Annotated in this window: 14 protein-coding genes; all 14 read left to right on the forward strand. The window is 61.7% G+C overall.

Going from position 1 to position 13748, the window contains the following annotated elements; genetic code table 11:
• The first annotated feature begins 35 nt into the window (after positions 1-35).
• Genes AC1Q6C_RS13560 through AC1Q6C_RS13625 form a run of 14 tightly spaced genes read left to right on the forward strand, consistent with a single transcriptional unit; the run spans position 36 to position 13696 of the window.
• Complete coding sequence (locus AC1Q6C_RS13560) at positions 36-1829, forward strand: nickel-dependent hydrogenase large subunit (protein ID WP_007735075.1); 1794 nt, start codon at positions 36-38, stop codon at positions 1827-1829.
• Positions 1830-1832: 3 nt separating this feature from the next.
• On the forward strand, positions 1833-2735 hold the full coding sequence (locus AC1Q6C_RS13565) for a NifU family protein (RefSeq protein WP_030535602.1): 903 nt from the start codon (positions 1833-1835) through the stop codon (positions 2733-2735).
• Positions 2736-2754: 19 nt separating this feature from the next.
• The gene (locus tag AC1Q6C_RS13570; RefSeq protein WP_168798986.1) at positions 2755-3375 is read left to right on the forward strand and encodes a DUF5947 family protein; all 621 of its coding nucleotides are present in this window, start codon (positions 2755-2757) and stop codon (positions 3373-3375) included.
• Positions 3372-4010 carry a DUF6084 family protein gene (locus AC1Q6C_RS13575; protein WP_007735081.1) on the forward strand — a complete coding sequence of 213 codons (639 nt, stop codon included), beginning with the start codon at positions 3372-3374 and terminating at the stop codon, positions 4008-4010. Before AC1Q6C_RS13570 ends, AC1Q6C_RS13575 begins: the two co-directional genes overlap by 4 nt.
• On the forward strand, positions 4007-5368 hold the full coding sequence (locus AC1Q6C_RS13580) for a hypothetical protein (protein ID WP_007735083.1): 1362 nt from the start codon (positions 4007-4009) through the stop codon (positions 5366-5368). The genes AC1Q6C_RS13575 and AC1Q6C_RS13580 overlap by 4 nt, the downstream gene beginning before the upstream one ends.
• A 48-nt stretch (positions 5369-5416) precedes the next feature.
• Positions 5417-5536, forward strand: a complete 120-nt coding sequence (locus tag AC1Q6C_RS13585) for a DUF6893 family small protein (protein ID WP_003942178.1) — start codon at positions 5417-5419, stop codon at positions 5534-5536.
• Between the two features lie 6 nt (positions 5537-5542).
• Complete coding sequence (locus tag AC1Q6C_RS13590; protein WP_047271381.1) at positions 5543-6037, forward strand: hydrogenase maturation protease; 495 nt, start codon at positions 5543-5545, stop codon at positions 6035-6037.
• Positions 6038-6040: 3 nt separating this feature from the next.
• Positions 6041-6328, forward strand: a complete 288-nt coding sequence (locus AC1Q6C_RS13595; RefSeq protein ID WP_007735086.1) for a HypC/HybG/HupF family hydrogenase formation chaperone — start codon at positions 6041-6043, stop codon at positions 6326-6328.
• On the forward strand, positions 6325-8613 hold the full coding sequence (gene hypF, locus AC1Q6C_RS13600) for a carbamoyltransferase HypF (RefSeq protein WP_050655148.1): 2289 nt from the start codon (positions 6325-6327) through the stop codon (positions 8611-8613). Before AC1Q6C_RS13595 ends, hypF begins: the two co-directional genes overlap by 4 nt.
• A 16-nt stretch (positions 8614-8629) precedes the next feature.
• The gene (locus AC1Q6C_RS13605; protein ID WP_003942168.1) at positions 8630-8929 is read left to right on the forward strand and encodes a HypC/HybG/HupF family hydrogenase formation chaperone; all 300 of its coding nucleotides are present in this window, start codon (positions 8630-8632) and stop codon (positions 8927-8929) included.
• Positions 8926-10038 (forward strand): hydrogenase formation protein HypD, encoded by a 1113-nt coding sequence (gene hypD, locus AC1Q6C_RS13610; protein WP_007735088.1) that lies wholly within the window; start codon positions 8926-8928, stop codon positions 10036-10038. Before AC1Q6C_RS13605 ends, hypD begins: the two co-directional genes overlap by 4 nt.
• Positions 10028-11098 (forward strand): hydrogenase expression/formation protein HypE, encoded by a 1071-nt coding sequence (gene hypE, locus AC1Q6C_RS13615; protein WP_007735089.1) that lies wholly within the window; start codon positions 10028-10030, stop codon positions 11096-11098. The genes hypD and hypE overlap by 11 nt, the downstream gene beginning before the upstream one ends.
• Positions 11098-11847 (forward strand): DUF6390 family protein, encoded by a 750-nt coding sequence (locus tag AC1Q6C_RS13620; protein WP_492666655.1) that lies wholly within the window; start codon positions 11098-11100, stop codon positions 11845-11847. The genes hypE and AC1Q6C_RS13620 overlap by 1 nt, the downstream gene beginning before the upstream one ends.
• Before the next feature lie 31 nt (positions 11848-11878).
• Positions 11879-13696, forward strand: coding sequence for an ABC transporter ATP-binding protein/permease (locus tag AC1Q6C_RS13625; protein WP_492666656.1), 1818 nt, complete (start codon positions 11879-11881; stop codon positions 13694-13696).
• The last annotated feature ends 52 nt before the right edge of the window (positions 13697-13748 follow it).

The raw sequence follows: 13748 nt of genomic DNA on the forward strand, positions 1-13748 counted from the left end.
TCAGTTCGTGAGCAACGTCTCTGGGAGGCACTGCAATGACGGCCATCGTTCCCGAACCCACCTCGACTGCGGACCGCGACGGTCTTGTCGAGATGGCGTGGGACCCCATCACCCGAATCGTCGGCAGTCTGGGCATCTACACCAAGATCGACTTCGCCAATCGCGAAGTGGTGGAGTGCCACAGCACGTCGTCGATCTTTCGCGGGTATTCCCTGTTCATGAAGGGGAAGGACCCGCGCGACGCGCATTTCATCACCAGTCGTATCTGCGGCATCTGCGGTGACAATCACGCCACATGCTCGTGCTACGCACAGAACATGGCGTACGGCGTCAAGCCGCCGCATCTGGGCGAGTGGATCGTCAATCTCGGCGAGGCCGCCGAGTACATGTTCGACCACAACATCTTTCAAGAGAATCTTGTCGCCGTCGACTACTGCGAGAAGATGGTCTCCGAGACGAATCCCGGTGTGCTGGCGCAGGCAGAGAACACGCGCTGCCCGCACGAGGAGCAGCACGGGTATCGCACGATCGCGGACATCATGCGGACTCTCAATCCGTTCACGGGTGAGTTCTATCGCGAAGCGTTGCAAGTCTCGCGTTCGACTCGCGAAATGTTCTGCTTGATGGAGGGCAGGCACGTTCACCCGTCGACGCTCTATCCCGGCGGCGTCGGCACCGTCGCGACGATCGAACTGATGACGGACTACATGTCGCGGCTGATGCGGTACGTCGAATTCATGAAGAAGGTCGTGCCGATGCACGACGACCTGTTCGACTTCTTCTACCAGGCGATGCCTGGTTACGAAAAGGTTGGCCTGCGGCGGACCCTGCTGGGTTGTTGGGGATCGTTCCAAGACCCCGAGTACTGCAATTTCTCCTACAAGGACATGACCGACTGGGGCCGGAAGATGTTTGTCACTCCCGGTGTGGTTGTCGACGGAAAGTTGGTCACCACGGATCTGGTGGACATCAACCTCGGTATCCGAATCATGCTGGGCTCCTCGTATTACGAGGACTGGAGTGATCAGGAGATGTTCGTCAAAACCGATCCGCTGGGTAACCCGGTCGATCGCAGGCACCCGTGGAATCAGCACACCAACCCCCACCCGCAGAAGCGGAACCTCGAGGACAAGTACAGCTGGGTCATGTCACCGCGATGGTTCGACGGAAAAGACAACCTTGCTCTGGACACGGGCGGGGGAGCATTGGCTCGTCTGTGGAGCACCGCTCTGGCCGGCCTGGTCGACATCGGATACCTGGAGTCGACCGGACACAGTGTGAAGATCAATCTTCCGAAAACAGCACTGAAGGGTCCTGTCTCGCTCGAGTGGAAGATTCCCGAACATGGCAGCAATACCCTCGAAAGAAACCGCGCGCGAACGTATTTCCAGGCATACGCAGCCGCGGCTGCCCTTCATTTCGCCGAGAAGGCGCTTGTCGAGATCCGGGCCGGCCGGACCAAGACGTGGGAGTCGTTCGAGGTCCCGGACGAGGGTATCGGTTGCGGATTCACCGAAGCCGTCCGCGGAGTTCTCTCACACCACATGGTGATTCGTGACGGAAAAATCGCGAACTATCACCCGTACCCACCGACACCGTGGAATGCGAGCCCGCGCGACAGCTACGGAACCCCCGGTCCGTACGAGGATGCCGTGCAGGGTCAGCCGATCTTCGAGGAGAACGATCGAGACCACTTCAAGGGCATCGACATCATGCGGACCGTGCGTAGTTTCGATCCCTGCCTGCCGTGTGGTGTTCACATGTATCTCGGCGGTGGCAAGACCCTGGAGAAGTTGCACTCTCCGACGCAGTCCGTGACCGGGGAGTGATCGATGGAGCAATCGGCCGACTACTGGCGCGGAGCAGGTGAGCGCATCGAGACGTTGTTGCAGGCCAACGCCGGCGCAGGCCCGGTGGCGAGAGATCGCGCCGAGCAACTGGTGCGTGAGGTCGTGCAGTTGTACGGCGCAGCACTCGAACGCACCGTCGCTCTGGCAGATCCGGCCACGATGGATGCGATGGTTCGCGACGATCTGGTGTCCAGCCTGCTACTGGTGCACGGACTTCACCCGCACGACGTGGAGACCCGCGTCCGCACTGCGCTCGACAGCGTGCGTCCGTACCTCGGTTCGCACGGAGGCGACGTCGAACTGATCGAGGTGGCGGACGGCGTGGTGCGACTACGGCTTCTCGGAAGCTGTAACAGTTGCCCTTCGTCCTCGGTGACCCTCGAAACCGCGGTCCAGGACGCGGTGCAGGCGGCGGCACCCGAGACCACCGGAATCGACGTCGAAACACCGGATTCGCACGAGCTGAAGTCGGGTGTGATTTCGGTCGAGTCCCTGTTCTCGCACGTTCACGCCGACGGGGGAGGTACGCACTGGGTGGAGGTCCCCGAATTCGCCGAAGTCGAGGTGGGAGAGGTCGCGGGCTTCCGCGTGTCGGGCACCGATCTGTTGGTCTGCCGCTCCGGTGACGATCTGTACGCGTATCGCGACCATTGCCCGGTGTGTGAGCACTCGATGGCGGGGGCTGTGCTCGAACGCATGATGGGCCGTCCTGCCCGAGACGCCGCTGTCCTCACCTGTCCGACGTGCTCTGCCCACTTCAGTGTGTACGGGGCGGGAGCGCGGGTGGGCACCGGCTCCGAGCACCTGGCGCCTGTGCCGGTGCTGATTCGCGACGGAGTGCTCTCGGTCGCGCTTGCTGACGAGTCTGTGATACCGGTGACCTAGCCGTGAACGCAGCCCCGTCATGAAAGTCACTGTGGGAGAGGTGCTCACACGAATCGCCTCGTCGCGTGTCGTTCCGACCGGACCGAGGTGTGAGATGTGTGCGGCGGGCATAGGCGACGAACACCAGCACGTCGTGGACGTACAGGTCCGGAGCCTGATGTGCGTGTGCCGACCGTGCTATCTACTCTTTGCACCGGTCGACGCGGACCTTCGATACAAAGCGGTTCCCGATCGGTACCTCGAGTTTCCGGACTTCGACCTCGGCCCTGGCCGGTGGGAGTCTCTGGAAATCCCCGTCGGCCTGGCATTCTTCTTCCGCAACTCACTCCTCGACAAGTACATAGTCTTCTATCCGGGACCGGCCGGAGCTACCGAATCCGAGTTGCCCATCGACTCGTTCGAGACTGTGCTCGAGGAGAATCCGGGGCTCACGCAGATGCGGGCCGACGTCGAGGCGTTGATCGTGTCGGTGCCCACGTCAGGACAATCGCCGAGATGCTTCGTTGTTCCCATCGACGCCTGTTACGAACTGGTGGGACGATTGCGCACCGTGTGGCGCGGATTCGACGGTGGCCAGGATGCCGCACGCGCAGTGGACGAGTTCTTCGGGCGCGTCGAGGCGCGAAGCAGGTCGGCATGACTGTTCTCGACTTCTCGATCGACAACATGGAGGTGGAACCGTACGCGGTTACGCCGAATCTGACGGTGAGATTGAGAATGTCGGAATCCACCGGCACGACCGTCCGTGCGGTGGCTCTGCGCGCGCAGGTACGAATCGAACCACACCGCCGACCGTACTCCGACGCCGAAGGCGAAGGTCTGCGCGATCTCTTCGGTCCGCGGGAGCGTTGGTCGAGTACGCTGCGCACCTTCCTGTGGATGGAATGTTCCACGGTCGTTCAAGGATTCACCGGAACAACGGTCGCGGCCTTGCCCATGGCGTGTACGTACGACTTCTCGGTGACGGCGTCGAAGTACATGCACGCACTCGGAGACGGAACGATTCCGATCGTGGTTCTACTGAGCGGCACGGTATTCACCGACGGACCGCGTGGTTTCTCCGTGCAGCAGATCCCGTGGGACAGATCTGCTGCCTACGAATTGCCGGTCGACGTGTGGAAACAGCTGATGGCTGCGCATTATCCGGCGTCTGGTTGGGTACGCCTCGACCATGAGACGATTGCCGATCTCGTGCGGTTCAAGGCAGCGCACGGCCTCACGGACCTCGATTCAGCCGTGCGGCAGTTGCTGACGGCGAGCCAGGTGCCGCGATGACTCGAACGGAGATGGATCACGACGTTCGGGCCGTGGCCGACGCCGTCCTGTACGAGGGATATCTTCTCTATCCCTACCGGGCCGGTTCGGCGAAGAATCAATCCCGTTGGCAGTTCGGGGTTCTCGGACCGCCCGGCGCCGCCGAGGTCGGAGTCGGCGAGGAACCGTCGATGTCCGCGCAATGTCTGCTCGGCGAATTCGAGCGGAACGGCGTCGAAGTTTCTGCGACTGTGAGATTTCTGCACCACCAGTCGCGGACGGTTGAACGACTCGGCGCCGGCGGGGCGTGGATCCCGGTCGATCGGTTGGTAGTCGGCGAGCGGGAGTCGATCTCGTGGGACGAAGCCACCGAGTCCGAGATCGTTTTGGGTCCGTGGGGTCTGGACGAACTCGAGGCCGGCGTCGAAGAAACCTTCTGTGCGGCCGGAGTTGTCGAAGGAGAGACTTTGTCGGACTCTCGGGGCAGGGTGGTCGGACGGATCGTTCGGACACGGCTTCCGGTGAATGGCCTCTTGGCAGTGAGCGCCTCCGCCGGGGACGGACGCACGGTGATTTCCGTGGAGATCATGAACGCCACGAGCGTCGACGCACGGGACAAGGGCACGGCCACCGCGCAATCGATGCTGGGGACTCACGTCATTGTGAACTGCACAGGCTCGAGGTTCCTGTCGTTGTTCGAAGAAGCAGATCACTCGGAGCAGTTGCGGCAAAATCGCTGTTATCCGGTGCTTGCGGGGACCGAGGACCCCACTCACCCTGGCACATCTCCCACCGTTCTGGTGTCACCGATCATCCTGTACGACTTTCCCGAGATTGCGCCGCAGAGCGAGGGATCTCTCTTCGACTCGACCGAGATCGACGAAATTCTCACCCTGAGAATCCTTGCCATGACCGACGAGGAAAAGGCGCGGGCGCGAGCTACCGACTCCAGAGCTGCCGACATCATCGACCGATGTGAGCGATTGACGGACGACGATCTAGCCGGCCTGCACGGTGTGCTGCGAAATCCGCACGCCGGTTCTGATCTGATACCCGAGGTGCCTGACGGTGTGGACTGGTGGACCCCGGAAGCCGACACCAGTGTCCAACCACGCACCGACGCAGTTCTGATCAACGGCGTCCGTGTCTCTGGTGGAAGTACAGTTCGGCTCCACCCCTCACGCCGCGCTGATGCTCAGGACCTGTTCTTCGACGGCCGGATCGCCCACGTCGCCACCATTCATGAAGACGTGGACGGCGACATTCATGTTGGGGTGACACTGTTGGACGATCCGGCCGCCGATCTGCACAACTGGTACGGCCGCTACCTGTACTTCGCGCCGGACGAGATAGAGCCGATGCCGCGCGACAGCGCGTGACGTACTCACAGCTATCGAACTTCACAGCTATCGAGAGGAGAACTCGCCATGAGGAGCATGGGATTGCTGTCGACGGCACTTCTCGGCGCCACCGCGATCGCAGCCGCGATCGTCCTGGTGGTGTCGATGCCGGACATCCAGCGCTATCTGCGAATGCGAAAGATGTAAAGCGCTGTGCGCGTGCTGATTGCAGGTGTCGGAAACATATTTCTCGAAGACGACGGATTCGGCCCCGAAGTTGTTCGGGCGCTGCAGCATGAGAATCTCCCATCGGGAGCTCACCTGGTCGACTACGGGATTCGGGGCGTGCATCTGGCGTACGACTTGTTGGAGTCGTGGGACGCCCTGGTCCTGATCGATGCCTTACCGGCGACCGGAGTCCCAGGCAAGCTCGCGATCATCGAAGTGGACCCCGAAAGTGAAGGCCCGCAAGGAGGTTTCGACGCGCACTCGATGCATCCGAGTTCGGTGTTTGCCAGCCTGCAGGCCCTCGGCGGAACACTCCCGCGGACGTTCGTGGTGGGGGCACATGCGAAATCGATCGGCGACGGAATCGGATTGAGTGCGGAGATGCGTGATTCGGTAAGGCAAGCCGCTTCTGCGGTGCTGGCACTCGTCCGGTCCATCGACGTGGACTGTGATGCCACCACACTGGGGCCGGAGGTGTGAGTCATGTGTCTGGGGATTCCGGGACGGGTACGCGAACTACTGGACGGATACGGAGGTCAACTCGCTCTCGTCGACGTGGAGGGGGCACCACGCAAGGTCAACATCGGAATGCTCGACGAAGGCACCGTCACGGCAGGTGACTGGGTGGTGATCCACATGGGCTTTGCAGTCGAGAAGGTCGACGAGCAGGGAGCTCGCCACGCTCGGGCCGGCCTCGAACTGATGGGCCGTGGTGGCCACGACGGTGAGGTAGTCGACTCCGATACTGGTAACGGCGAGGTCGGGACATGAAGATCGCCTGCCGTGTCATCGTTCGTGGCGTAGTCCAGGGGGTGGGCTTCCGGCCGTTCGTCCATGCGACCGCCACCGAACTGGGACTGTCGGGTTCGGTGGGAAATTCTGCTCTCGGTGTCGTGATCGACGTCGAAGGCGACGGAGAGACAATCGATGCATTTGTCGCTCGGGTGCGAAACCGCCCCCCACCGCTGGCACGGGTGGAGTCGGTAGAGCGCGAGGACTCGCGGCCGGTTGGTCGTGAGGGGTTTCGTATAGTCGAGACGGATGCGGGGTCGGTCGGGCGAACCTTGGCGCCGGCGGATGTCGGGATCTGCGACGACTGCCTCCGGGAACTGACTGATCCGAGCGATCGGCGATATCGTCATCCATTCATCACCTGCACCAACTGCGGTCCGCGATTCACGATCATCGAATCGCTGCCCTACGACCGCGCCGCTACGACGATGAAGCGATTCCCGTTGTGCGCGAACTGTGCGGCGGAGTACGTGGATCCCGCCGACCGCCGGTTTCATGCGCAACCGATTGCCTGCCCGCAGTGCGGTCCAACGCTATCGTTCGTGGAAGGGGACGCGCCCGCCGTGACCGGTGAGGGTGCACTGCTACGAGCCCGATCCCTACTGCGAGACGGGAAGATTCTTGCTGTCAAGGGAATCGGAGGATTTCACCTGGCTTGTGATGCCCGCGACGACCGCGCGGTTCACGAGTTGCGTGAACGCAAGCATCGAGCAAGCAAGCCGTTGGCGGTGATGGTGCGCGATGTGCCAGAAGCCAGAGAGTTGGGTGTGGTCGGTGATGCCGAGGCTGATGCCATGTCCTCGCGCGAGCGCCCGATTGTGCTGGTTGCCAAAGCGTCTGGATACGCGCTTTCCCCCTTGATTGCCCCCGGCATTCCGGATATCGGAATCATGCTGGCCTACAACCCGATTCAGCATCTTCTTCTGGGTTTGGCCGGAGAAGAGGCGGGCCCAGCGGTGTTGGTCATGACATCGGCGAACATCGGCGGTGAGCCGATTCTGTACTCCGACAACGATCTCGAACGATTGGGTGACCTGGCCGACGGGGTATTGACCCACAACCGTCCGATCTTGATGCCGTGTGACGACTCGGTGATGCGAATAGTCGGCAGTGGAAGACAGTTGCTTCGTCGCTCGCGCGGATATGCTCCGCTGCCCGTCACCGCGCCGTTCGACGTACCGCCTACCTTGGCGGTCGGGGCCGACCTGAAGAACACCTTCTGTCTTGCCGAGGACGGATATGTGTGGCCGAGTCAGCACATCGGAGACATGGGCGACCTCGCTGTCATCGACAGTTTTGCTGCGTCGGAGAGTCACTTCGAATCGATCACGGGGGTGGTGCCGCACCAGATCGCCTGTGACGAGCATCCGCGGTATCGCTCGTCCTCGTGGGCTCGCAGTCGTAGTGGTGACCGACCGGTGCGCATCGTCGGGCATCACCACGCACATGTGGCTTCCGTGATGGGGGAGAACGGCCGGGACGGGAGCGAACCAGTTCTCGGAATAGCGTTCGACGGCACCGGCTACGGGGCGGACGGCGCAGTGTGGGGAGGGGAACTACTGCTGGCGACGTACAAGGGTTATCGCCGTCTCGCGCATCTGGGATACGTACTGCTGCCCGGGGGCGATGCCGGAGTGGAACGGCCGTACCGAATGGCGCTCGCCCACCTGTGGCATGCCGGGTTGGACTGGGAATCCGACCTCGCGCCCGTGGCAGCCTGTCCGCCCCGAGAGCAGTCGGTCCTGCTTCACCAGATGGAAACCGGTTTCGGGTGCGTGGACACCTCGAGCATGGGGCGGTTGTTCGACGCAGTCTCCTCGCTGACCGGGGTCCGTCAGAGGGTCGACTACGAAGCGCAGGCTGCCATCGAGTTGGAGGGGGTGTCGAGGGGAGTCGACAGCGCCGGTTCGCGGTACACCTTCGATTGGACGCAGTCGGACGACGATTCGTGGACAGCAGATCCGCGGTCGGTCATTCGGGCTGTTGTCCGCGATCTCCGGGAGAAGTTGCCCGCTGAAGTGATCGGCGCCCGTTTCCACGAATCCGTAGCGCACCTGGTGCTCGAGTGGGCAATTCGTGGCCGGGAACTGGCGGGAGTGGACGAGGTAGTACTCACCGGAGGTGTCTTTCAGAACCCTCTACTGCTCGTTCGGGCGTGTGCTCTGCTCTCAGACGCTGGATTCACGCCGTTGACAGGACTGGAGTTGCCGCCGAACGACGGCGGTCTCGCCTACGGCCAAGTGCTGGTGGGGAGTTCGTCATGAGGTCAGGAGTTGTGTCATGTGCCTAGCCGTACCGGGACGTATCGAGTCCCTGGAGGAACGCGACGGAACGACGATGTCGGTGGTGAACTTCGGTGGCGTCCGAAAAGAAGTGTGCCTCGAGTACATTCCGGGCGCCCAAGTCGGCGAGTACGTCGTGGTGCACGTCGGATTTGCCATCCAGCGACTCGACGAGGAATCCGCTCGCAGCACGCTGGCGGAATTCGAGCACCTCGGCGTACTGGAAGAGGAATTCGGTGACGGGTTCGAAAGGGCTGCCCGGGCCGCGGGGATCGAACCGAAGGAGACGGAATCATGAAATATCTGGACGAGTTCTCCGATCCGGAACTGGCCGGCAAACTGCTGGATCAGATCCGTGCGCTGGCCACACGGCGATGGGCGATCATGGAAGTGTGTGGTGGTCAGACACATTCGATCATCAGACACGGCATCGATCAATTACTTCCCCAACAGATCGAGATGATCCACGGACCCGGATGCCCGGTCTGTGTCACCCCGCTCGAGATCATCGACAAAGCTCTCGAAATCGCGGCACGACCCGATGTCATTTTCTGCTCCTTCGGGGACATGTTGCGAGTTCCGGGGAGTTCGTCGGATCTGTTCCGCATCAAGAGCGCCGGCGGTGACGTGCGGGTGGTGTACTCACCGTTGGATGCACTGACTATCGCCAAGGAGAATCCGGGCCGGCAAGTGGTGTTCTTCGGGATCGGATTCGAGACCACCGCGCCGGCCAACGCCATGACCGTCTATCAGGCCAATCGCCTGGGTATCGAGAACTTCTCGCTACTCGTCTCGCACGTTCTGGTCCCGCCGGCGATGGCCGCGATCATGGATTCGCCAGAGTGCCGCGTGCAGGCATTTCTGGCGGCCGGGCATGTGTGCAGTGTGATGGGAACGTCGGAGTACCCGGCGCTGGCCGAGAAGTACAAGGTCCCGATCGTCGTCACCGGATTCGAGCCGCTGGATCTGCTGGAGGGCATCCGAAAGACGGTGCTGCAGTTGGAATCGGGTCGATACGAGGTCGAAAATGCCTACGCCCGTGCCGTCACCGCGCAGGGCAACACCGCAGCGAAAGCGATGCTCGAGGATGTGTTCGCCGTGTCGGACCGGACGTGGCGCGGCATCGGATCGATCCCGGACAGCGGTTGGCAGCTGGCACCGAAGTATGCGTATTTTGATGCCGAAGAGCGTTTTTCGGTGACCGATATCCATACTGACGAGTCGAGCGTCTGCCGTTCCGGAGAAGTGTTGCAAGGTTTGATCAAGCCACACGAGTGCAGTGCCTTCGGGAAGGAATGCACTCCGCGGAATCCACTCGGTGCCACGATGGTGTCGTCCGAGGGGGCGTGCGCCGCGTACTACCTGTACCGGCGCCTGGAACTTCAGGAGGCGGGTCATGCCGGCTGAGGAGACCGCTGTCGTGGACTTGTCGGCGTGGGTCTGCCCACTGCCGCTGCGTGATTCGCCGAACATCGTCATGGGGCACGGTGGTGGAGGAGCGATGTCCGCCGAGCTCATCGAGCACCTGTTCCTGCCCTCGTTCGGAAGCGCTGCCGATGCAGAACTCGGTGACTCGGCCGTATTCGACGTCGGCGGGGTGCGGCTCGCGTTCTCGACCGACTCGTATGTCGTCAAACCCATGGTGTTTCCCGGCGGAACTATCGGCGATCTCGCTGTCAACGGAACGGTGAACGACCTGGCGATGGCGGGAGCGCAGCCATTGGTGATGTCGACGGCATTCATCCTGGAAGAAGGGACGGCGCTGACCGACATCGCGGGAATCGCGAAGGCGCTCGGTGAGGCCGCGCACGTTGCCGGCGTTCGGCTGGTGACAGGTGATACCAAGGTCGTCGATGCCGGTCACGGCGACGGAGTCTTCATCAACACCGCAGGAATCGGGATTGTCGCAGACGGGGTGGACATCAGCCCCACTCGCGCACAAGTGGGTGACGTCGTGATCGTCAGCGGCGACATCGGCGTTCACGGCGTGGCCGTGATGAGTTGTCGCGAAGGTCTCGAATTCGGGACCGAAGTGCGCAGTGATTGTGCAGCCCTGAACGGCGTGGTGGCCGACATGATTGCCACCGGTGTCGACATCCACGTCCTGCGCGACCCTACGCGGGGCGGAGTCGCCGCGACCCTCAACGAGATCGCTCAGGCGTCGAACATCGGGGTTGCGCTGGTGGAGCGAGATCTGCCGATTCCCGCTGACGTGCGCGACGCCTGTGGGCTACTCGGCTTGGATCCGTTGTACGTCGCAAACGAGGGCAAGTTGATCGCTTTCGTTCCACGCGAAGATGCCGCCCTGGTTCTGGAAGCGATGCACGGCAATCCACTGAGTGTGGGAGCCGCCGTGATCGGGGAGTGCGTGGCCGAACATCGCACAATGGTGGTGGCGCGTACGGCATTGGGAGGCAATCGGGTAGTGGATTTGCCGGCAGGTGAACAACTTCCTCGGATCTGCTGATGACTGCCGTCGGTATGAACGGGCCGGCATTGTTTGCCCGCTACGCGTATCCGCCGAACGAGTTGGGTTACTGCGGACCCGACGATCCTTCAGTGCTGCTTCGTCTGGCCAGCGGCAACTCGGGCAGCGGCGACCGTGATCACGCTCGTCAATTCGACGGTGCGTGGCCGTACCTCGAGGCATTGGCTGTAGGAGCGGGCATCGACGACCCCCTGGATCCGCGAGTGATCGAAGCCTATTGGGTGGGAGGTGATCTCCTCGACTCTCTCGATTCGGGGAAGTTGTTACAGCACTTGAGGGGGGCATTCGGTGAACGCGAGAACACCGGGTTCCTCCCCGTCCTCGCGGGTCGGGACCGCGCGCTCGCGCACCACAGTTTTCACGTATTTCTGGTGTATCCGTGGGTCAAGCTTCTTCGGAAGCGCGGTGCGGTCCCACTGTCCGTCCTCCAGAACTGCCGGATCAGATGGGGAGTGGTCGAGGACGTCGGCGAGGAGCATGCATTGGTGGTTTCGTCCCCGCTCGAGTTCGACGGTGAGCAACTCGCACGCGGCCGACCGGCAACGCAGAGAGTGCGGTGGAGGGTCGAGGGCAACGCGCTTGCGGCGATGCCCGTCCCCGGCGCTGTGGTGACGATGCACTGGGATTGGGTGTGCGACAGGATAACGGCAGAGCAATCACGTGCATTGGATGCCGCGGAAGACTCGGGATTGCGGATCGCGAACCGAATGCTGTCGACCGATATGTGATCGTCAGTTCCCCTCCAGGACGGAGGCTACGGTGAATTGGGGTAGCGCGGTAACGGACAGCGCACTGTGGTTGGCAGAGGCATATGCGATCACGGTAGTGGTTCTCGTCGTCACCGCGCTGCTGCTTGCTCGGTATACCTTCTGGGGCAACCAGTTTCGGCGAATGGCTTGGCCCTACTTCGATCCCCGGCGCACCGTCATTCCGCTGTCGATTCTCGCGTTACTGCTGCTGCTCACGATATTCGGTGTCCGCGTGACGGTGTTGTTCTCGTACTGGTACAAGGATTTCTACGACGCCATTCAGAACCTCGACGAAACCGCTTTCTGGCACTACCTGCGAGTGTTCGCGATATTGGCCGCAGTCCACGTCGCTAGCTCACTCGTCGTCTACCTGGTGGGCCAAACACTCGATATCAATTGGCGCAGTTGGCTCAATGACACATTGACCGACGATTGGCTCGACGGCCGCGCCTACTATCACGGAAACTTCCTGGAGAACCCGGTCGACAATCCGGACCAACGTATTCAGGCAGACATCACCGCATTCGCGACGTCGTCCCGCACGTTGTCCATGGGCGCCGTCGCCGCAATGGTCTCGATCGTCAGCTTCACCAAGATCCTGTGGGATCTGTCCGGTCCCTTGACTGTTTTCGGTGCCGAGATTCCGCGAGCGATGATCTTTCTCGTCTACACCTACGTGTTGGTGACCACGGCACTCGCATTCTGGATCGGCCGGCCTTTGATCATGCTGAACTTCTTGAACGAGAAACTCGGCGCCAGCTTCCGGTACGCGTTGGTTCGACTACGGGAGTACGGCGAAAGCATCGCCTTCTATCGCGGAGAGAACGTCGAACGACGCACGCTCGGACTACGTTTTGCTGCAGTGATCCGCAATATGTGGGCGATCGTCTTCCGGACGCTCAAGTTCAGTGGCTTCAATCTGGCAGTGGATCAGACAGCGGTGGTGTTTCCGTTTCTGGTCCAGGGATCTCGATTGTTCAGCGGGCAGATCACTTTCGGCGACGTGATGCAAACTGCTCAAGCATTCGGCCAGGTGCACAATTCGTTGTCGTTCTTTCGAGAGTCTTATGCCGATTTTGCAAGTTTCCGGGCCACACTGATCCGTTTGACCGGGCTCGCCGATGCCGATCGACGTGCCCGCGCACTTCCCGTGCTCGACGCGTTCTCCGCTGGCAGTCATTTGGTTGTTCGGGGACTCGACGTGCGCACGCCGGTTGGTGAGGCGTTGATCTCCGAACTCGACATGTCACTGGGGCCCGGCGATGCACTGCTGGTGAAGGGTCCGTCGGGTAGCGGCAAAACCACGCTGCTCCGCAGCATCGCGCAGTTGTGGCCGTACACAAACGGTTCCGTGACCACCCCGGTCGGAGACGTCCTGTTCCTCTCACAACGGCCATACCTACCATCGGGTTCTCTGCGCGCGGGTTTGGCATATCCGGACCAGTTGCCCTCAGGTCAGCCGAACACCGGGCGCTCGAACTTCGACGACCGCAGGCTCCACGACGCGCTCGCCGAGGTGCATCTCGCACATTTGATCGGTCGGCTCGACGAGCCGGCTGATTGGACTCGAATTCTGTCGCCGGGCGAACAACAACGGTTGGCGTTCGCCCGAGTCCTCCTGATCCGACCGCGAACCGCATTTCTCGACGAGGCGACATCCGGAATCGACGAAGGCCTCGAGTACACGCTCTACGACATCCTTCGCCGTGAACTGCCCGACAGCATCATTGTCAGCGTCGGGCATCGCAGCACTCTCGACGTTTTTCACAATCGACAACTCGAACTGCGCGGTGCAGGACACTGGACTCTCGCTGATCACGAAGGCTGAGAAAACTTTCGACGGTCGGATTCTTGCGACAGGATTCGGCCGGGTTACCCGC

The organism is Rhodococcus sp. MT28, from assembly GCF_058792695.1.

Excerpts from the sequence above, each read along its gene's own strand:
- AC1Q6C_RS13605 (WP_003942168.1), top strand. The coding sequence starts at position 8,630 with ATGTGCCTAGCCGTACCGGGACGTATCGAGTCCCTGGAGGAACGCGAC.
- AC1Q6C_RS13620 (WP_492666655.1), top strand. The coding sequence starts at position 11,098 with ATGACTGCCGTCGGTATGAACGGGCCGGCATTGTTTGCCCGCTACGCG.
- AC1Q6C_RS13560 (WP_007735075.1), top strand. The coding sequence starts at position 36 with ATGACGGCCATCGTTCCCGAACCCACCTCGACTGCGGACCGCGACGGT.
- AC1Q6C_RS13580 (WP_007735083.1), top strand. The coding sequence starts at position 4,007 with ATGACTCGAACGGAGATGGATCACGACGTTCGGGCCGTGGCCGACGCC.
- AC1Q6C_RS13565 (WP_030535602.1), top strand. The coding sequence starts at position 1,833 with ATGGAGCAATCGGCCGACTACTGGCGCGGAGCAGGTGAGCGCATCGAG.
- AC1Q6C_RS13570 (WP_168798986.1), top strand. The coding sequence starts at position 2,755 with ATGAAAGTCACTGTGGGAGAGGTGCTCACACGAATCGCCTCGTCGCGT.
- hypF (WP_050655148.1), top strand. The coding sequence starts at position 6,325 with ATGAAGATCGCCTGCCGTGTCATCGTTCGTGGCGTAGTCCAGGGGGTG.
- AC1Q6C_RS13575 (WP_007735081.1), top strand. The coding sequence starts at position 3,372 with ATGACTGTTCTCGACTTCTCGATCGACAACATGGAGGTGGAACCGTAC.
- AC1Q6C_RS13585 (WP_003942178.1), top strand. The coding sequence starts at position 5,417 with ATGAGGAGCATGGGATTGCTGTCGACGGCACTTCTCGGCGCCACCGCG.
- AC1Q6C_RS13595 (WP_007735086.1), top strand. The coding sequence starts at position 6,041 with ATGTGTCTGGGGATTCCGGGACGGGTACGCGAACTACTGGACGGATAC.
- hypE (WP_007735089.1), top strand. The coding sequence starts at position 10,028 with ATGCCGGCTGAGGAGACCGCTGTCGTGGACTTGTCGGCGTGGGTCTGC.
- hypD (WP_007735088.1), top strand. The coding sequence starts at position 8,926 with ATGAAATATCTGGACGAGTTCTCCGATCCGGAACTGGCCGGCAAACTG.